Origin of the sequence: Klebsiella sp. RHBSTW-00215 (assembly GCF_014103785.1) — a bacterium.
Lineage (GTDB): Bacteria > Pseudomonadota > Gammaproteobacteria > Enterobacterales > Enterobacteriaceae > Klebsiella.
Genome location: NZ_JABXQS010000001.1, coordinates 5,863,961 through 5,883,419 on the forward strand (window position 1 = coordinate 5,863,961; position 19,459 = coordinate 5,883,419).

The window sequence follows — 19,459 nt, forward strand, 5'->3', positions numbered from 1 at the left end:
TTTTATTTAAGGATTAGCCAAATATCGTCCCGACGATCAGCCAACCGTTCAGAACTACCACAATCGCGACTATCGCCCATCCCAGCAATTTCACCCATCGGGCATTAACTAAATCACCCATCAGCTGCGGATTACTGGTGAAGATAAGCAGCGGCACCAGCGCCAGTGCAATACCAAAGCTCAGCAAGACCTGGCTCATGACCAAAATGCGAGTGGGATCCAGCCCCATCAAAATAACAATGAATGACGGCAACATGGTAATCGTCCGGCGAACCCAAAGTGGAATATGAAAGCGGATAAAACCCTGCATTACCACCTGCCCCGCCAGCGTACCCACTACCGTAGATGACAATCCCGCAGCCACCAGACTAAGGCCAAAAATAGTCGCCGCCGCGTGGCTCAACAACGGTTCCAACGTCAGGTAAGCCTGATCCAGGTCAGCAATCCCCGTATGACCATTAAAATGAAAAGCTGCGGCGGCGGTCGCCATCATCGCCAGGTTCACAAAGCCTGCAATAGTCATGGCAATCGCCACATCCCAGCGCGTCGCGTTATAGCGCTCTTTGCGTGTCCCACCGTGTAGATGCTGAGTTAGTGAAGAATGTAAGTAGATAACGTGGGGCATAATAGTCGCCCCCAGCACCCCGGCGGCAAGAAATACTGCTTCGCTGGTGGGTAACGATGGAATGAGCATCCCTTTTGCCAGCGGTGCCAGCGCCGGCTGGGAGAATATCAACTCAACAACGTACGCCACGGCGACAAACAGCAGCAAGCCACCAATCACTTTCTCCAGCGGTTTTTGTCCACGACTCTGAAGCATCAAAATCAAGAAGGTTGCCACACCGGTCAGTACCGCCCCTTGCAGTAAGGAGACGCCAAGAATCAACTTAAAGCCGATGGCCGCGCCGATGAATTCAGCAAGATCGGTCGCCATAGCGATGATCTCAGCCTGTACCCAATAAAACCACACCACCGGACGCGGATAATGGTCGCGAATCTGTTCCGCCAAATTTTTGCCAGTAGCAATGCCCAGCTTCGCCGACATCACCTGAATCAGCATCGCCATCAGGTTCGCCCAGACCACAACCCACAGCAATTGGTAGCCAAAGCTGGCCCCGGCCTGAATGTTGGTGGCGAAATTACCCGGGTCGATATAGCCAATAGCAGCAATGAACGCAGGCCCCATCAAGGCGAGCTTAATCTTGCGCGCTGCGCGACCGCTGCTATTCTCAACGCGACTGCTTGTCATTTTCTGCCTCTGAAAATATAGCCTTTGCTATGTTTCATGCTATCAAAATGCGAATGATTATCAAGTTCATTTAAAAAGGTGATAATAATTGCTGCGATAGAAGGGAACGATAGCGGGTCGGCAATTGAAAACTGCAGCTGATAAATTGTATTTATACGACCTTCAGAATAGTACAACGATGCAACTTTTAAAACCTTTACGCAACATAACAAAAATGCATGGTTGATCACTCTTTTTGCCATTAGTCACATATGCTTGCAATAGTGTGTGCTAGCTCTCGTTTTCTTTGCTCCCGTTACATAGAATGTGCAAAGAAATTTAACCTGCCTCATATTTGGAGCAAATATGGACCGCGTCTTGCACTTTATTCTCGCGATCGTAGTGGTTGCTATTCTGGCCCTGTTGGCTAGCCACAACCGTAAGCAGATTCGTATTCGTTATGTCATTCAACTGCTTGTCATTGAAGTTCTGCTGGCCTGGTTCTTCCTGAACTCTGACATTGGTCTGGGTTTTGTGAAAGGATTCTCCGAGATGTTCGAAAAACTCCTCGGGTTCGCCAATGAAGGGACAGACTTCGTCTTCGGCAGCATGAACGACAAAGGCCTGGCTTTCTTCTTCCTGAAAGTGTTGTGCCCAATCGTCTTCATCTCTGCGCTGATCGGTATTTTGCAGCATATCCGTATTCTGCCTATCGTGATTCGCGCCATCGGTACCGTGCTGTCCAAAATTAACGGCATGGGTAAACTGGAATCCTTTAACGCAGTCAGCTCGCTGATTCTGGGCCAGTCCGAAAACTTCATCGCCTATAAAGATATTCTCGGCAAAATGTCCCGCAACCGCATGTACACCATGGCGGCAACGGCGATGTCTACCGTATCCATGTCTATCGTGGGCGCATACATGACCATGCTGCAGCCGAAATACGTTGTTGCGGCACTGGTACTTAACATGTTCAGCACCTTTATTGTGCTGTCATTAATTAACCCGTATCGCGTTGATGAAAGTGAAGAAAATCTGCAGATGTCTAACCTGCATGAAGGACAAAGCTTCTTCGAAATGCTGGGGGAATACATTCTTGCAGGCTTTAAAGTAGCGATTATCGTTGCCGCGATGCTGATCGGTTTTATCGCACTGATTTCTGCGCTGAATGCCCTGTTTGCCACCGTCACCGGCTGGTTCGGCTATAGCATTTCCTTCCAGGGGATCCTCGGCTACATCTTCTATCCGGTCGCATGGATAATGGGCGTACCGGCGGGCGAAGCGTTGCAGGTGGGGAGCATTATGGCCACCAAACTGGTTTCTAACGAATTCGTCGCCATGATGGATCTGCAGAAAGTGGCCTCAACCCTCTCTCCACGTGCGGAAGGCATCATCTCCATCTTCCTGGTGTCCTTTGCCAACTTCTCCTCAATCGGTATCATCGCCGGCGCGATTAAAGGGCTGAATGAAGAGCAAGGTAACGTGGTTTCCCGCTTCGGCCTGAAGCTGCTTTACGGTTCTACTCTGGTGAGTGTGCTTTCTGCATCTATCGCTGCACTGGTATTGTAATCTGTAACTTGTATTGCAAAAGCCGGGCGCGTCCCGGCTTTTTCATGCCTGCAGCTCGCTCAGTGGCTGCGGCTTGCCAATCAAATAGCCCTGTAAATAGTCGACCCCTAGGGAAGGTGCGAATAAGCGGGGAAATTCTTCTCGGCTGACTCAGTCATTTCATTTCTTCATGTTTGAGCCGATTTTTTCTCCCGTAAATGCCTTGAATCAGCCTATTTAGACCGTTTCTTCGCCATTTAAGGCGTTATCCCCAGTTTTTAGTGAGATCTCTCCCACTGACGTATCATTTGGTCCGCCCGAAACAGGTTGGCCAGCGTGAATAACATCGCCAGTTGGTTATCGTTTTTCAGCAACCCCTTGTATCTGGCTTTCACGAAGCCGAACTGTCGCTTGATGATGCGAAATGGGTGCTCCACCTTGGCCCGGATGCTGGCTTTCATGTATTCGATGTTGATGGCCGTTTTGTTCTTGCGTGGATGCTGTTTCAAGGTTCTTACCTTGCCGGGGCGCTCGGCGATCAGCCAGTCCACATCCACCTCGGCCAGCTCCTCGCGCTGTGGCGCCCCTTGGTAGCCGGCATCGGCTGAGACAAATTGCTCCTCTCCATGCAGCAGATTACCCAGCTGATTGAGGTCATGCTCGTTGGCCGCGGTGGTGACTAGGCTGTGGGTCAGGCCACTCTTGGCATCGACACCAATGTGGGCCTTCATGCCAAAGTGCCACTGATTGCCTTTCTTGGTCTGATGCATCTCCGGATCGCGTTGCTGCTCTTTGTTCTTGGTCGAGCTGGGTGCCTCAATGATGGTGGCATCGACCAAGGTGCCTTGAGTCATCATGACGCCTGCTTCGGCCAGCCAGCGATTGATGGTCTTGAACAATTGGCGGGCCAGTTGATGCTGCTCCAGCAGGTGGCGGAAATTCATGATGGTGGTGCGGTCAGGCAAGGCGCTATCCAGGGATAACCGGGCAAACCGACGCATGGAGGCGATTTCGTACAGAGCATCTTCCATCGCGCCATCGCTCAGGTTGTACCAATGCTGCATGCAGTGAATGCGTAGCATGGTTTCCAGCGGATAAGGTCGCCGGCCATTACCAGCCTTGGGGTAAAACGGCTCGATGACTTCCACCATGTTTTGCCATGGCAGAATCTGCTCCATACGGGACAAGAAAATCTCTTTTCTGGTCTGACGGCGCTTACTGCTGAATTCACTGTCGGCGAAGGTAAGTTGATGACTCATGATGAACCCTGTTCCATGGCTCCAGATGACAAACATGATCTCATATCAGGGACTTGTTCGCACCTTCCCTAGCTGTAGAAGCTTTTCCCTCTGTTCCTGAGTTTCAACATACTCTGCAACCACCTTCATATTCTTTACCTTCGCCATTTCAATAATCGATTTGATCATGATGGTATCTAGCGGATCGGTCTCAATATCACGCACAAAGCAACCGTCTATTTTAACGATATCAGCCTGTAAACTTTTCAGGCGTTCATAGTTAGCGTAGCCGGTACCGAAGTCATCAATGGCGATACTACAGCCAAAATTTCGTAGCAGGTGGATATTATGCAGACTGGTTTCAACATCAGAAAATGCCTGCTCTTCAGTCACTTCGATGGTTATGACCTCTGGTGACAAGTTATAGCGCTTAAACAGTGAGATAATTTGTGCTGCGCTATCGTTTTGCATCAACGTGTAAGGCATTAAATTGACGGAGAAATGCATCCCTGGATATTGATGCGCCGTACTGAATAGCGTTTCCAGAACCTGCATATCAAAACGCTGACTCAGGTTGAACTGCGCAATCAGAGGAATAAACCGATCGGGAGTAATGATGCTGTTACCACAACGCATACGGCTAAGTATTTCGTAATAACCGTTTCCTGAAGCATCCTGAATAGGCTGGGCATACAACACAATCTCGCGGTTGTTAAGCGCCTGTTTAACCTGGGCTAACAATCGTACCTGGTCAGTAGTTTGATCGGACATTTGCTCTTGAGCTATATCTAACGCCAATACTCGACGAGCCGCTCCCGCTTGCTCCGACAGCCAGCTTAGCTGACCCAACATTGGATGAAGTTCCGATTCTATGCCGTTATAGCGACCCCAGGACGCGCCAAATTCAAGATCCAACGTCTGATTATGCCAGCTGTATTTTTTGTGATTAAGTGTTGAGACAATATGACTGAGGCGTGCCGCTGGCTCCGGACCATTCAGTACGAGTAACAGCTCGCTGCCGGGTAGCTGAAAAATCTTCTCACCCTGAGCAAGTAACGGCTGCATTTTGCGGACAATTTGTCGTTTGCTATCCACTCTCATCATCATGCCATAATGGCGACTGAGAAAATCCAGATTTTGAATCCGTAAGCTGCTGATAATGACCGTTGTATTACGTAGCAGAAAGCTCTCCAGGGCTCGCAAATTCGGTAAACCGGTTAGCGGGTCTTCTTCTGCCTGGTCTCGCCATCTTAGCTTTATCCTCTCGCTACGAGCATAAATATCTACCATATAAAACAAACAGATGGTGAAAGAAATCAACACTGAGAGAGCAAACGAGAGTGAATATTCAGTCTGCACGCCATGTAAAAAATTCTGGTTGTACGCCACGAGTAAAAATGCCGAAACAGACCATGAGATGCGAATTAGCATATGATCCAGGCGGCTAATCCCGATGAAATGGAGGATGAATATAAGGGGGACTAAATAACCTGCAATGAAATCAGAATCATAAGGTGAACAGAGTATAAGTAATATAGCCGCCAACGCTACAAGCCAATATAGCGTAAATATCCGCTGCTCGCGCGAGCGCCACGATTGAGAAAGATTACGCCAGAATGCACGCGCATACTGCGGACTGATAATCATCCGCAACGGATAATAAAAGAATGTTGTAAAAATTAATGCCGCACTAATTAGGCTTTGGATATCAATAATCGTGTAGATAACCGACATATTGCCGAAATAGCTGGAGATGGCCAACGGAAATGAAAAAAAATGTCCTGCCATGTACATGGTGATCTTCAGCAGAATGGGAGCAAAAAAACCGCCCCAAAACACCCTCACCCCCATATGCTTTGCCGTCAACCCTGCACGCCAGCGTTTTCCAAGCTGAAGGCGGACAATAGCACACGCAACAAAGACCGAGAAAAGCTGACAAAACAGCAGGATTGCCGCCTGCGGTAGCGTCAGGTCGATAATCCAGGTATTAGTCACCGCAAACGTAATAATCAATGGCGCAACGGCATATCGGCCAAAAATAAAAAGTACCGAATACATTACACTCATCGGCAACCACGCCAGATAAATTTGATTTCCATCAATGAGCGTTTGCGGGGAAATAAATCTGGATAGAGGAATCGCGATAAAACAGATCAATATAGCCAGCAGAGTTTTTTTGATCTTAATGTTAAGATGATCAATCATTATTGTTAATTAAAACTCCCACCGCGCTAAATACATTTAAGGCGTAAATGTTATGTCGCTTAATAATGACAGGCAAGATTTTAAATCGTGAAAAATTCTGAAATTACTCTTCGCTAAGATTGCTGGATACTTACTGACTTATTCAGAAGCTACTTTACGTTAGCGCGATGAAAAACAAAAACCCCCGCCGTAGCGAGGGTTCTGAATTTGGTGGAGCTAAGCGGGATCGAACCGCTGACCTCTTGCATGCCATGCAAGCGCTCTCCCAGCTGAGCTATAGCCCCACAGTGTTTTACGTTCCAAAACCTGATGGGAACAGGATTTGGTGGAGCTAAGCGGGATCGAACCGCTGACCTCCTGCATGCCATGCAGGCGCTCTCCCAGCTGAGCTATAGCCCCAACGTAAAGCTGTCGTGTTGACGGGCGGCATAATATGAATTCCTTCGTCAGGTGTCAACGGCAAAATGAATCCCCTCCATTTGATCGCTGAAAAAGCAGACAAACGGCTGACATTGCGAGCCTTATCGCAGCGAGAAGCTAAACATGTCACCCTTTCGCTTAAAAGGATGCTATAACATGGACAACTAATTCCCCCATATTTACTCAGGAAATAGTATGCTCAAGGAACGAATGACACCTGAAGAAATAGCACATCTGACTGGCTTCAGTCGGCAAACGATCAACAAATGGGTACGTAAAGAAGGATGGCAGACGTCCCCGCGTCCTGGTGTACAGGGCGGTAAAGCGCGTCTCGTACATGTTAACGAGCAAGTTCGCGAGTTTATTCGCAGCGCACAGCGTGTGGCTGAAAATCCAGTCCCCTATTCCGCAACCGATAACGATCTGGAATCTCTACTGCTCACGCTGAGCAAAGAGATGACAACGGGCGAACAAAAGCAGTTTATGTCACTGCTTTTACGCGAAGGGATCATAGGGCTACTCAATCGTCTGGGCATCCGCGACCAGTAAAATCATGATGAAACTCAAAGACAAAATGACCCCAGCGGAGCTCGCTGAGTGCCTAAACCTCGCCAGACAGACGATTAATCGCTGGGCCCGAGAACAAAAGTGGCGGACAGAAGTCATACCCGGCGTCAAAGGTGGGCGTGCTCGCCTTATCGTTATCGACAAGCCGGTCGTCGATTTCCTGGTGAATATCCCCGCGCTGCGGCATCTGACCATGGAATATCAGCTAGCGGAACAGCCAGGCAACTACTTCGTTAATGACGCTGACGCTATCTGGCGTCAAATCGTCGAAGCGCTCCATCTTATGACTCCGGCGGAGCAGTTACATCTGAGGGATCTTCTCGCACGCGAAGGGATTAGTGGATTTTTATCCCGGTTAGGCATCACTGACGCTGAGAAATAAGCAAAAAAAACGGCAGAGTTAATCACCTGCCGTTTTACTCATCCTGCAATCAAAATCAGGATTGTTGGCTTTCACGCTCGGCAATAAAAGCCAGTGCTTTATTGATGCGTTCTACACTGCGTGATTTACCGATTGCATGTACGGTGACATCCAGTGCTGGCGACTGCCCCGCACCGGTCACAGCAACGCGCAGCGGCATCCCCACTTTACCCATGCCAACTTCCAGTTCATCAGCCGTTGCCTGAATTGCGTGGTGAACGTTTTCTGCCGTCCAGTCGCTGATGGCCGTTAACTTATCGCGCACCACTTCAAGCGGTTGACGGGCAACCGGGCGCAGATGTTTTTTCGCAGCATCAGCATCAAACTCAGCAAAGTCTTCATAGAAGTAACGACAGCTCGCCGCCATCTCTTTCAAAGTCTTACAACGCTCGCCCAGCAGTTTCACCAGCTCAGACAGCTGCGGGCCGTTACGGGTGTCGATATTTTCTTGCTCAATGTGCCACTGTAAATGCGTCGCGACATATTCCGGAGCCAGTGAGTTGATATAGTGATGGTTCAGCCACTGCAGCTTTTCGGTGTTAAACGCGCTGGCAGATTTGCTCACCGCCCCCAGACTAAACAGCTTGATCATCTCTTCACGAGAGAAAATCTCCTGGTCGCCGCTGGACCAGCCGAGGCGCACCAGGTAATTCAGCAGCGCTTCCGGCAGATAGCCATCGTCGCGATACTGCATAACGCTGACCGCACCGTGACGCTTGGAGAGTTTCTTGCCATCATCACCATTGATCATAGAGACGTGCGCATAAATCGGCACCGGCGCGTTCAGCGCTTTCAGAATGTTAATCTGGCGCGGGGTATTGTTGATATGGTCTTCACCGCGAATCACGTGGGTGATTTCCATATCCCAGTCATCAACGACTACACAGAAGTTGTAGGTCGGAGAACCATCGGTACGGCGGATAATCAGGTCGTCCAGCTCCAGGTTGCTGAATTCGATAGGACCGCGGATCTGGTCATCAAAAACAACAGAACCTTCCTCCGGGTTGGCAAAACGCACTACGCAAGGCTCGTCATCTGCGTGATGTTCGTGACCATGACGGCAGCGGCCGTCATAACGCGGCTTATCGCCTTTTGCCATCTGCTCTTCACGCAGGGCTTCCAGACGCTCTTTAGAGCAATAGCATTTATAGGCCGTGCCCGCTTCCAGCATTTCATCAATCACGGCGTTGTAGCGATCAAAACGTTTGGTCTGGAAGTACGGACCCTCGTCCCACTCCAGGCTCAGCCAGTTCATGCCATCCATGATGGCTTCAATAGCTTCCGGCGTGGAGCGTTCAAGATCGGTGTCTTCAATACGCAGCACAAACTCACCGCCGTGGTTACGTGCAAAAAGCCAGGAATAGAGAGCAGTACGCGCACCGCCAACGTGCAGATAGCCTGTTGGGCTTGGCGCGAAGCGAGTTTTGATTTTCATGAATTGGCCTTACGTTTGATAAAGATGCCGACAGGCGGCAGTGTTCGTTGGATTTTATAGGGCAATATTCTAACACTGTGGGCTGATTCCTCAATGTTGTTGGTGTTTCAACGTCACGCTTTGCTCTTTTTGTTTATAAATCATGCGCCATAGATGAGTTCGCGATCGTTTTGTTTAATTTTACGACGAACAAACAAATTATTTAGAAAAGGCGTTGACTCATTTTCAACTCTCCCTATAATGCGACTCCACACAGCGGGGGTGATTAGCTCAGCTGGGAGAGCACCTCCCTTACAAGGAGGGGGTCGGCGGTTCGAACCCGTCATCACCCACCACTACTTAACGTAGTCTCCGCCGTGTAGCAAGAAATTGAGAAGTGGGTGATTAGCTCAGCTGGGAGAGCACCTCCCTTACAAGGAGGGGGTCGGCGGTTCGATCCCGTCATCACCCACCACTTTCTCGCCAGCTGGATTTCTTGCAATAAAATGAAGTACCGAAGTGGGTGATTAGCTCAGCTGGGAGAGCACCTCCCTTACAAGGAGGGGGTCGGCGGTTCGATCCCGTCATCACCCACCACTTCGGGTCGTTAGCTCAGTTGGTAGAGCAGTTGACTTTTAATCAATTGGTCGCAGGTTCGAATCCTGCACGACCCACCAATGCAAAAAAGCGCCCTAAAGGCGCTTTTTTGCTATCTGCGATATACAAGATTTGAACCTATATGATGGTGCTACGCTTATCAGGCCTCCGGTACGTTGTAGACCCGATAACACGTTCGCACCACCATCGACGACTTAATTACCCCGTCAACGCTTCTACTAGCCTCGTCAGCGCAAGCGTCGCCTGAGACTCTTCATAGACGATATATAAATCAGCGGGAATACGCTCCTCCAGCGGACGAAATACAACGCCAGGCCAATTCATCTGCGCATAGCTATCCGCGATTAGCGTAATACCAATCCCCATGCTGATCATCGCCAGAACCGTTTGTGGTTCCATCACTTCACGAACAATCATCGGCGAAAATCCAGCAGTCTGGCAAACGCGTTGCAAAAATGCCCAGTCGGTATGGATCGAGGGCATGGTGACAAAATATTCATTTCGCAATGCCTCCAGGGGAACCACATCATAGGTAGTCAGGTGGTGTTCTTCCGGCATAGCGACCAGAAAAGACGATTCATGCAAACGTAAACTGGTAAACCCTTCCGTTGGCTCGGTGGCCATCCGCCAGATTCCCGCATCCAGCTCTCGCCGTTCTAGTAGCGCCATCTGCATCGCAGGCATTTTTTCGCGAAACAGCACCTCGACATTCGGATTATCCTTTAAAAAACGGTGCATCACGGGGCGCATTTTCCCCCACATTGCCGTCCCCACTACGCCAAGCTCAATACGCCCTGCTTCACCGCGTCCAATTTGCTCAACCCTTGCCAGCGCCTGATTGGCACTAGCCAGCAGGCGGTGAGACTCTTCCATTAGGATCTTACCTGCATGTGTTAACACTACGCTGCGGGAGTGACGAACAAACAGTAGCGTACCAAGCTGCTGTTCCAGTTCTTTAATGTGAATACTCAGCGGAGGTTGCGACATATTCAGGCGAGCAGCAGCGCGTCCAAAGTGCAGTTCTTCTGCGACGGCGAGAAAATAACGCAGTAACTTCAGATCGGTGCGATACGTGCGTTCCATCAATAATGCGCTCCTGAAGCGAAGGATAGTACGCAAAGTTACCACACTGTATCGCAGAAAATGAAACGGCGGGCACTGAGTTCCCGCCGTTGTAGAAGGTTAGTGGGCCAGCGATCTCTGCACCAGCTTTTCAGGCTCATGTTTGTACCTGAAGAACAACGCAAAAATAACCGCCAGTACCAACGAATAAGCCGCGAACAGTAGCCAGATAGTTTGCCAGTCTTTCACACCGTCAACGGAGAAGTAATCCACCGCCATACCGCTTAAAATCGATCCAACCCATGCGCCAACACCGTTCACCATTGTCATAAACAGCCCTTGCGCACTGGCGCGAATGTTGGAGCTCACCTCCTGCTCAACGAACACCGACCCTGAAATATTGAAGAAATCGAATGCGCAGCCGTAAACAATCATCGACATCAGCAACAGTACAAAACCAAACGGAGACGGATCGCCAAAGGCAAAGAAACCAAAGCGCAGCGTCCACGCCAGCATGCTCATCAGCATCACCGTTTTGATGCCAAAGCGTTTAAGGAAGAACGGTATGGTAAGGATAAAACCGACTTCCGCCATTTGCGACACAGAAAGCAAAATGGAGGGATACCTGACGACAAAGCTGTTGGCAAATTCCGGGTTACGGGCAAAATCGTGCAGGAACGGGTTGCCGAAGACGTTGGTAATTTGCAGCACAGCCCCGAGCATCATCGCAAACAGAAAGAAGATCGCCATGCGCGGATTTTTAAACAGGACAAATGCATCCAATCCTAGTTTACTGGCAAGCGTTGTTGCCTCCTTCTTCTCAGCCACCGGAATCTTCGGTAGCGTGAACGCATACATCGCCAGCGCCAGCGAAGCGCCTGATGCGATATACAGCTGCGCACTGCTCAATTCCAACCCCATGAGACTCACCGTCCACATGGCGACAATAAAGCCAATGGTGCCAAACACGCGAATCGGCGGGAAGGCGGTAACTGGATCCTGTCCAGATTGCGCAAGGCAGGAATAAGAGACGCTGTTAGACAACGCTATCGTCGGCATATAGGCCATTGCGTTAATCAGCATCACCCAGAACATCGTATCCGGGTCGGTGACGGTGGTGGCATACAGCAGCACCCCGGCGCAGACCAGATGACAAAGCATATAAGCGCGTTCGGCGCGTAACCATTTATCGGCAATAATCCCCATAATGCCGGGCATAATAATGGCTGCCAACCCTTTGGAGCTATAAACCATCCCGACGTTTGCACCAGTAAAGTCGAGAGTGTTTATCATGTAAGAACCCAGGGTCACCAGCCAGCTTCCCCAGATAAAATATTGCAAAAACGACATGACCTTTAATCGGGACGCAATACCCATTTTTCGTTCCTTGCCGTAGAGATAGGGTAAGAGAAAGACCCCGTGTACGGGGTCATTTTTATTATGAATTTCAGGCCAGCTTACGTAAGAAACCGCAGATAAGGTTGATAAAATTCTGACGAGAAAGTTCAGCCGCAGCCAGGGTTTGCGCGTGGGATAATTTCACATCGCCCAGGCCTTCAGCCAGGTTGGTGATAGCAGAGACCGCGACCACTTTCAGGCCGCAATGGCGTGCAGTAATCACTTCCGGCACCACCGACATTCCCACTACATCACCGCCGATAATCTGCATCATGCGAATTTCTGCCGCCGTTTCAAAGTTCGGCCCAGGATAGGAAACAAACACGCCCTCAGTAAGCGGAAAGCCCTCTTCTTTCGCAACGGTCTGCAGTACGGTGCGGTAATCCGCATCATAGGCATTAGCCAGAGAGAAAAAGCGGTCGCCAAAGCGTTCATCATTCAACCCGACCATCGGCGTGCCCGGCATGGTGTTAATGTGGTCGTTTAGCGCCACCAGGCTGCCTGGCCCCACTTCAGGACGCAGAGAACCCGCCGCATTGGTGCAAAACAGCAGTTCACAGCCCAACAGCTTTAAGGTTCGAATGGCATCAGTCATGATGGTCATGCCACGGCCTTCATAAAAGTGCCCACGCCCTTTCATACAGGCAACAGGTACGCCAGCCAGATGACCAAGCACCAGCTCTCCGGCATGTCCATGAACGGTGCTGACCGGGAAACCCGGCAGTTTCTCGTAAGAAATAGCCACTGCATCTTCAATTTGTTCCGCCAGGGCACCTAAACCTGAACCAAGAATAAACGCCACGCGCGGCGTAAAATCAGGCTTATAACCACGAATGATATCTGCGCTATACCAGGGATTCTGTGACAAAAGGGAGTGGCTCATGATAGATCCTTAAGGCTGAATAATCGGAAAAGTGTTGCGTACCTCTTGTTTATAACGAGAGAAGACAATCGTTTACCAATACACTTTCCCGTAATGATTGATATCCTTTCTATATTGATGGCATAAACCTCATTCAGATCGTTTACCTATCGATTATCAATAATTAAATATTGGTTTCACCATCTCCTTTTTGAATAAGATGTCGTCTGCTGGGGCCCACAGCAAAATAAAATAAACACCTACATTTTTATATTTCTGGTAGATGGAACACCCCATGAATAAAACGCTTATAAATTTAAGTTTTGCCGCCGCATTGGTTTTACCTCATACCGTACAGGCTGAATTTAAAGGTGGCTTCGCCAATCTTGGTCTGCATTACCTTGACTGGACATCACGCACGACAGAGAAGTCTGGCAACAAATCCCACAAAGATGATTTCGGCTATCTGGAACTTGAAGGCGGTGCAAACTTTAGCTGGGGAGAAATGTATGGATTTTTTGATTGGGAAAATTTCTACAATGGCCGTCATGACAAACCCGGTAGCGAACAGCGCTATACGTTTAAAAATACCAACCGTATTTATTTGGGCGACACCGGATTAAACCTCTATTTACACGCATACGGCACTTACGGTTCGCCCGATCGAGTGAATTTCCATGATGATATGTTTCTCTATGGTCTCGGATATAATTTCACCGGCAATGGCTACTGGTTTAAGCCCTTCATCGCCAAACGCTATACCGATCAAACATATTACAGCGGCGACAACGGTTATGTGTTGGGCTGGGTAGCCGGATATAGCTTTATGCTGGGTAGTGAAAAATTCACCCTGACCAACTGGAATGAATATGAATTTGACCGCGCTGCAACCTATGCTGCGGGCAACGGTGGTAAAGATGGTCTTAACGGCGCTGTGGCGCTGTGGTGGAATGCGACACCTCATCTGACAGCAGGCGTTCAGTATCGCTACGCGAAGAATAAGCTTGGGGAAACTTTTCTTCAGGACGGCATTATTTACTCCCTCAAATATCAATTTTAATCTTTTGCGCCTGCCTGAAGCGGCAGGCCGACTATATTTGATAGAGAGGATCTGCCGCACGGCATGCGGTCAACTCGCTGGCCTGGGACCTGACGACCTCCCACAACGCCTCTGCAGCAGTTGATAACGACCGGTTTTTGCGCCGCGCCAACATCAGTTGCCGTTCAACTACCGGCGTTAACCGCTTCACCTGCAAATGGCTTCCCTGAGGAAGCGGCAGGGCTAACGCCGGTAATATACTGATGCCAATTCCCGCTTCAACCATCGGAAATAATGTCGCCGGATGGCCAATCTCCTGCACAATCTTCGCTTCAACGGAAAATCCAGCGAGCGCCGCATCGATAAGCGGACGGCTACCGGAGGCATAATCCTGTAACACCAGCCGCTGCTGCTGTAGTTCCAGCCAGCCCACTGAATCTCGTTGGGCAAAAGAGTGATCATGGCGGCAAAGCAACAAAAACGGCTCCGCCAGTACCGTCTCGCACTCTAAATCGGTGGCGGCTCCAGGATCGATAACGATGCCAAAATCCACTTCTCCCTGGCGGATACTCTCCAGCACCCATTGCTGAGGGCGGTCGTGGAGAACAAAATCGATCTCAGGGTAGCGTCGATTAGCGTATGCAATGCACTGCGGGATCAGGTGGGCAGAAATGGTCTGACTGGCGGCAACTCTGACAGTTCCAGTAAGCTGCTGCCCGACGCGTCCGGCCTCACGCAGCGTGCTATTCAATTCATCCAGCAGACGCTCCAACCTGACTGCTAACTGTTGGCCCGCCTCCGTGAGCACCACTTCCCGGGTAGTTCGATCGAGCAGACGCACACCGGTTTGATGTTCCAGCTCTTTGACGCTATGGCTCACCGCCGACTGGCTTAGCCCGATATTCTCCCCTGCCCGGCTAAAGCTCCTGGCACGAGCGACTGTCACAAACACCTTTAACTGACGTAGCGAGTAATTCATCTCTTTTTTTCATGAATAGATGCAATAAATCGATTTTATTTCTCAAACTAAAGAAAGCACAATAGCCGCATCGATTTTCAGGAGCGTTTATGAAATTTTTCCGCATTCTTGATCCATTTACTCTCACCTTAGTCACCGTCGTCCTGCTGGCCTCCTTTTTTCCGGCACGCGGTGGGTTTGTCCCATTCTTTGAACATTTAACCACCGCCGCCATCGCCCTGCTGTTCTTTATGCACGGGGCGAAACTCTCCCGCGAAGCGATCGTTGCCGGAGGTAGCCACTGGCGTTTACACCTCTGGGTGATGTGCAGCACCTTTATCGTCTTCCCCGTCCTCGGCGTACTGTTCGCATGGTGGGCGCCAATAAACGTCGATCCAGCGCTGTACACCGGCTTTATTTATCTCTGCATTCTGCCAGCCACCGTACAGTCCGCCATCGCGTTTACCTCGCTGGCGGGCGGCAACGTCGCTGCGGCGGTGTGCTCGGCATCAGCCTCAAGTCTACTGGGGATTTTTGTTTCACCGCTGCTGGTTGGCCTGCTGATGAATTTGCACGGCGCGGGCGGAAGCCTTGAGCAAGTTGGCAAGATCATGCTGCAACTGCTGCTGCCGTTTGTACTGGGGCATCTTTCTCGCCCATGGATTGGCAATTGGGTGGCAAAACATAAAAAGTGGATCTCAAAAACCGATCAGACTTCAATCTTACTGGTCGTTTACTCCGCGTTCAGTGAGGCGGTTGTGAACGGCATCTGGCACAAAGTGGGCGTCGGATCGCTACTGTTTATCGTCGTAGTTAGCATTGTTCTGCTGGCGATTGTGATTGCTATTAACGTCTTTGTGGCGCGCAAGTGCGGCTTCAATAAAGCGGATGAGATTACGATTGTCTTCTGCGGATCGAAAAAGAGCCTGGCCAACGGAATCCCGATGGCCAACATTCTCTTCCCGACCTCAATACTGGGGATAATGGTGCTACCGCTAATGATCTTCCATCAGATTCAGCTGATGGTGTGCGCCGTGCTGGCGCGTCGTTATAAGCGCCAGGCCGAAGCATTACAGGCGCAGGAAAAGACCCGCGCCTCTGAAGCTTAACGCGGGCGCTTAAGGGGCTGAACCAGATCGGTTAGCCCCTCGGTTTTAATCAACAAGGTTAGCGCCATCAGCTCACCAAGATGCCCGGCAGGAAATTGATCTTTACGGGCAAACCACAGCAAATACTCTTCCGGCACATCGATCAAACGACGCCCTTTATATTTGCCAAACGGCATTTCCGTATTAGCAATTTCAATAAGCTGGTCTTTATCCACGCGATTCTCCGAGCAGACGCACCATTTCAGCTTCATCTATCACCGCAATGCCCAGTTCCTGCGCTTTAGCCAGTTTGGAACCTGCTGCTTCTCCGGCAATCACCAGATCGGTTTTCTTCGATACGCTGCCCGCAACCTTCGCGCCCAGCGCGACCAGCTGCGCTTTAGCGTCATCGCGCGAGAGCTGGCTCAGGCTACCGGTCAGAACCACCGTTTTCCCGGCAAATGGGCTATCAATCTCTTCGGCATTGACCACTACCGGCGCGGGCCAGCGAACGCCTTCCTTGCGAAGCTGAGCGATCACTTCGCGATTACTCTCTTCAGCAAAGAAATTACGCACATGCGTCGCGACGACAATCCCTACATCCGGCACTTTTTGCAGATCGTCAATCGATGCCTGCTCCAGCGCCTCAATGGTGCCAAAGTGAGCGGCTAAACCTGCCGCCGTCGCTTCACCGACTTCGCGGATCCCTAACGCATAAAGAAAACGAGCAAAGGTCGTTTCTTTCGATTTTTCCAGAGCATCCACCACGTTCTGCGCTGATTTTGGCCCCATGCGGTCCAGTCCAGTGAGTTTACCCGGCGTCAACTGGAAAAGATCGGCTGGCGTATGGACGTACTCTTTCTCAACCAGCTGGTCGATGATTTTATCGCCCATGCCCTCGACATCTAACGCGCGACGAGAAACGAAATGTTTGAGCGCTTCTTTACGCTGAGCGCCGCAAATCAGACCGCCAGTACAGCGCGTGACAACTTCACCTTCCACGCGTTCTACATCGGAATGGCAGACCGGGCAATGCGTGGGGAACACGATTTCACGGGTCTCTTCCGGACGCTCTGAAAGTACCACGTTCACCACTTGGGGAATAACATCTCCAGCACGGCGAATGACCACCTTATCGCCGATACGCAACCCCAGGCGGTCGATTTCATCCGCATTGTGCAGCGTCGCGTTGCTGACCAGCACTCCTGCAACATGGACCGGCTCCAGACGGGCAACTGGCGTGATGGCACCGGTACGCCCGACCTGAAACTCGACATCGCGTACAAAGGTCATCTGCTCTTGCGCCGGAAACTTAAACGCCACCGCCCAACGCGGAGCGCGGGCCACGAAGCCTAGTTGCTCCTGTAACGCCAGAGAATCAACTTTGATGACCACGCCGTCGATATCAAAGCCCAGGTTCGGACGATCTTCCTCAACTTTGCGATAGTAAGTAAGCACTTCCTCTGGCGTATGGCAGAGTTTTACGCGCTCGCTGACCGGCAGCCCCCAGGCCTTAAACTGCTGTAAACGCGCAGAGTGGCTTCCCGGCAGCTCACCACCCTCCAGCACACCCACGCCGTAGCAAAAGAAAGTAAGCGGTCGCTTCGCCGTAATTCGCGGATCGAGCTGGCGCAAAGAACCGGCGGCCGCGTTACGTGGGTTAGCAAACACTTTCCCACCGGTGCGACGCGCCTCATCATTAATTTTTTCAAACCCGGCCTGCGGGAGAAATACCTCGCCGCGAACTTCCAGCCGCTGCGGAATATCGTCACCACGCAGCTTCAGGGGGATGGCGCGAATGGTGCGTACGTTGGAGGTAATATCTTCTCCGGTGGTCCCATCGCCTCGGGTCGCCGCCTGCACCAGAATGCCATTTTCATACAGGATGCTAACCGCCAGGCCATCCAGCTTCAGTTCACAACAGTAAGTCAGATCATCTGTATTTTTCAGACGGTCCTGAACGCGCTTATTAAACGCGAGGAAGCTCTCTTCATCAAAAACGTTATCCAACGACAGCATTGGCACTTCATGGCGAATCTGGCTAAATGAGGCCAGAGGTGCAGCGCCAACGCGCTGAGTGGGTGAATCAGGCGTAATCAGTTCAGGATGTTGAGCTTCCAGTTCACGTAATTCACGCATCAACCGATCGTATTCCGCATCAGGAATTTCCGGTGTATCCATGACATGGTACAGATATTCATGATGGCGAAGCGTGGTTCGCAGTTCAGTCAGTTTTTGTTCGTTCGATTCCATATCACACCATCAATGATAAAAAACCCCCGACGGGCGGGGGTTCAGGATAAGTAGACGAAACTCAGGAAGATGAATCAGGCGTTGGCCTCTTTCACTTCGCGAATGCGGTCCTGGTATTCACGCAATTTTTGCGGCGTCATCATACGACGCTGATCGTCCAGCACGACACCACCAACTTCATCGGCAATGTACTGCGCGGATTGCAGCATCAACTTAAAGTTTTGCAGCTCATCGCCAAAGGACGGAACCTGCATAAAGATAGTGATCCCTGGCGTCATCATATCCGCCATGCTATCCGGATTGAATGTGCCTGGTTTTACCATATTCGCCAGGCTGAACAAGACCTGGCCGCTACCGTCAGGACTGAGGTGGCGATGGAAAATATTCATATCGCCGAATTTGAAGCCCGCCTGCTGGATGCTGTTGATTAATAGCTCACCATTAAGCTGCGAACCATGGTGCGCGGCAACGTTCATCACAATGACCGTTTCTTTACGCTCTTTAGGCTGCGGTGCCGGCTGTGGTTCAGGAGCGGCCTGAGGTTCAGGTACCGGCTGCGGCTGTGGAGCTGCTGCAGGTTGTTGAACCGATTGCGGCGCATGCTGAACTGGCTGCTGCACATGTTGAACAGGTTGCTGGGGCTGCGGCGGCACGGGCTGCTGTGTCGGCGCAACGTGATGCGGTTGCTGAACCGGAGCCTGTGTATGAACCGGCTGCTGATGTGGCTGCGGCTGATGAGATGGCTGCGGCGCACGAGCAGGCTCCTCCTGATGCACAGGCTGTTGCGCCTGACGCTCATAAGGCGGCTGATACTGGTGTTGCGGTGCCTGATGAGGTGCTTCATGCTCCCCATGAGCCCCATTCGGCGCGTGATTAACCCGATGAACCCGGACTTCACCAACGCCTTCAACATCGCCATCAAAGTCATCGCCTTCCGACTCTTCATCGTCGCGAGACTTCATACGTTTTAGTGGGCGATCGCGAAACATCGAAGAACGTTCTTTACGGCTGGTCCAAAAACCGTGCACCAGTAAAGCGATTATGGCGATCGCGCCAACAATGATTAATATCAGACGCAAATCCTGCATCATTATATTCTCTGTTGTTCTAACACCTTGCCACCACGGCAAACATTTACTC

The 19,459-nt window shown here is 50.7% G+C and carries 16 protein-coding genes and 6 tRNA genes; 9 read left to right on the plus strand and 13 right to left on the minus strand.

Annotated elements, in window-relative coordinates:
- Positions 1–13 precede the first annotated feature (13 nt).
- On the minus strand, positions 14–1,249 hold the full coding sequence (locus HV127_RS27870; RefSeq protein ID WP_182240201.1) for an Nramp family divalent metal transporter: 1,236 nt from the start codon (positions 1,247–1,249) through the stop codon (positions 14–16).
- A 345-nt stretch (positions 1,250–1,594) separates the two neighbouring features.
- Between HV127_RS27870 and HV127_RS27875 the strand changes: the two genes are divergently transcribed.
- Positions 1,595–2,797 carry a NupC/NupG family nucleoside CNT transporter gene (locus HV127_RS27875; RefSeq protein ID WP_110272215.1) on the plus strand — a complete coding sequence of 401 codons (1,203 nt, stop codon included), beginning with the start codon at positions 1,595–1,597 and terminating at the stop codon, positions 2,795–2,797.
- A gap of 257 nt (positions 2,798–3,054) precedes the next feature.
- Here the strand turns inward: HV127_RS27875 and HV127_RS27880 are convergent, their stop codons facing one another.
- The 4 genes from HV127_RS27880 to HV127_RS27895 all read right to left on the minus strand — a co-directional run bounded on the left by HV127_RS27880 (position 3,055) and on the right by HV127_RS27895 (position 6,618).
- The gene (locus HV127_RS27880) at positions 3,055–4,035 is read right to left on the minus strand and encodes an IS5-like element IS5 family transposase (RefSeq protein ID WP_042934497.1); all 981 of its coding nucleotides are present in this window, start codon (positions 4,033–4,035) and stop codon (positions 3,055–3,057) included.
- A gap of 45 nt (positions 4,036–4,080) precedes the next feature.
- Positions 4,081–6,219 carry an EAL domain-containing protein gene (locus HV127_RS27885; protein WP_182240203.1) on the minus strand — a complete coding sequence of 713 codons (2,139 nt, stop codon included), beginning with the start codon at positions 6,217–6,219 and terminating at the stop codon, positions 4,081–4,083.
- A gap of 208 nt (positions 6,220–6,427) precedes the next feature.
- A tRNA-Ala gene (locus HV127_RS27890) sits at positions 6,428–6,503 on the minus strand.
- A 39-nt stretch (positions 6,504–6,542) separates the two neighbouring features.
- Positions 6,543–6,618: transfer RNA gene (locus HV127_RS27895), tRNA-Ala, on the minus strand.
- A 216-nt stretch (positions 6,619–6,834) separates the two neighbouring features.
- On the opposite strand from HV127_RS27895, the gene HV127_RS27900 reads away from it, so the two are divergent.
- Positions 6,835–7,188 (plus strand): YfeC-like transcriptional regulator, encoded by a 354-nt coding sequence (locus HV127_RS27900; RefSeq protein ID WP_110272213.1) that lies wholly within the window; start codon positions 6,835–6,837, stop codon positions 7,186–7,188.
- A 4-nt stretch (positions 7,189–7,192) separates the two neighbouring features.
- Positions 7,193–7,588, plus strand: a complete 396-nt coding sequence (locus tag HV127_RS27905) for a YfeC-like transcriptional regulator (RefSeq protein WP_182240205.1) — start codon at positions 7,193–7,195, stop codon at positions 7,586–7,588.
- 55 nt (positions 7,589–7,643) lie between these two features.
- Here the strand turns inward: HV127_RS27905 and gltX are convergent, their stop codons facing one another.
- Positions 7,644–9,062: a glutamate--tRNA ligase gene (gltX, locus tag HV127_RS27910; RefSeq protein WP_182240207.1), complete on the minus strand. Its 1,419-nt coding sequence runs from the start codon at positions 9,060–9,062 to the stop codon at positions 7,644–7,646.
- Positions 9,063–9,321: 259 nt separating this feature from the next.
- On the opposite strand from gltX, the gene HV127_RS27915 reads away from it, so the two are divergent.
- The 4 genes from HV127_RS27915 to HV127_RS27930 all read left to right on the plus strand — a co-directional run bounded on the left by HV127_RS27915 (position 9,322) and on the right by HV127_RS27930 (position 9,718).
- Positions 9,322–9,397, plus strand: a tRNA-Val gene (locus tag HV127_RS27915).
- A 43-nt stretch (positions 9,398–9,440) separates the two neighbouring features.
- A tRNA-Val gene (locus HV127_RS27920) sits at positions 9,441–9,516 on the plus strand.
- Between the two features lie 46 nt (positions 9,517–9,562).
- A tRNA-Val gene (locus HV127_RS27925) sits at positions 9,563–9,638 on the plus strand.
- A gap of 4 nt (positions 9,639–9,642) precedes the next feature.
- Positions 9,643–9,718 (plus strand) — tRNA-Lys (locus tag HV127_RS27930).
- A gap of 139 nt (positions 9,719–9,857) precedes the next feature.
- On the opposite strand, the gene HV127_RS27935 is transcribed toward HV127_RS27930, so the two are convergent.
- The 3 genes from HV127_RS27935 to xapA form a co-directional block, all read right to left on the minus strand.
- Positions 9,858–10,742, minus strand: coding sequence for a LysR family transcriptional regulator (locus tag HV127_RS27935; protein WP_182240209.1), 885 nt, complete (start codon positions 10,740–10,742; stop codon positions 9,858–9,860).
- A 99-nt stretch (positions 10,743–10,841) separates the two neighbouring features.
- Positions 10,842–12,098: a nucleoside permease gene (locus HV127_RS27940; protein WP_182240211.1), complete on the minus strand. Its 1,257-nt coding sequence runs from the start codon at positions 12,096–12,098 to the stop codon at positions 10,842–10,844.
- A 70-nt stretch (positions 12,099–12,168) separates the two neighbouring features.
- Positions 12,169–13,002 carry a xanthosine phosphorylase gene (xapA, locus tag HV127_RS27945; RefSeq protein WP_182240213.1) on the minus strand — a complete coding sequence of 278 codons (834 nt, stop codon included), beginning with the start codon at positions 13,000–13,002 and terminating at the stop codon, positions 12,169–12,171.
- Positions 13,003–13,276: 274 nt separating this feature from the next.
- Here xapA and HV127_RS27950 point away from each other — a divergent pair, with 274 nt between their 5' ends.
- The gene (locus HV127_RS27950; RefSeq protein ID WP_182240215.1) at positions 13,277–14,041 is read left to right on the plus strand and encodes an outer membrane protein OmpK; all 765 of its coding nucleotides are present in this window, start codon (positions 13,277–13,279) and stop codon (positions 14,039–14,041) included.
- A gap of 31 nt (positions 14,042–14,072) precedes the next feature.
- Here HV127_RS27950 and HV127_RS27955 read toward each other — a convergent pair whose 3' ends face one another.
- Entirely contained in the window at positions 14,073–14,999 is a 927-nt protein-coding gene (locus HV127_RS27955) for a LysR family transcriptional regulator (protein ID WP_182240217.1), read from the minus strand.
- Between the two features lie 89 nt (positions 15,000–15,088).
- Between HV127_RS27955 and HV127_RS27960 the strand changes: the two genes are divergently transcribed.
- Complete coding sequence (locus HV127_RS27960) at positions 15,089–16,087, plus strand: bile acid:sodium symporter family protein (protein ID WP_182240219.1); 999 nt, start codon at positions 15,089–15,091, stop codon at positions 16,085–16,087.
- On the opposite strand, the gene HV127_RS27965 is transcribed toward HV127_RS27960, so the two are convergent.
- The 3 genes from HV127_RS27965 to zipA all read right to left on the minus strand — a co-directional run bounded on the left by HV127_RS27965 (position 16,084) and on the right by zipA (position 19,410).
- Entirely contained in the window at positions 16,084–16,302 is a 219-nt protein-coding gene (locus HV127_RS27965; protein ID WP_110272204.1) for a DUF3820 family protein, read from the minus strand. The genes HV127_RS27960 and HV127_RS27965 overlap by 4 nt on opposite strands.
- Positions 16,295–18,319 carry an NAD-dependent DNA ligase LigA gene (gene ligA, locus HV127_RS27970; protein WP_182240221.1) on the minus strand — a complete coding sequence of 675 codons (2,025 nt, stop codon included), beginning with the start codon at positions 18,317–18,319 and terminating at the stop codon, positions 16,295–16,297. The genes HV127_RS27965 and ligA overlap by 8 nt, the downstream gene beginning before the upstream one ends.
- A gap of 74 nt (positions 18,320–18,393) precedes the next feature.
- Entirely contained in the window at positions 18,394–19,410 is a 1,017-nt protein-coding gene (zipA, locus tag HV127_RS27975) for a cell division protein ZipA (protein WP_182240223.1), read from the minus strand.
- Positions 19,411–19,459 lie beyond the last annotated feature (49 nt).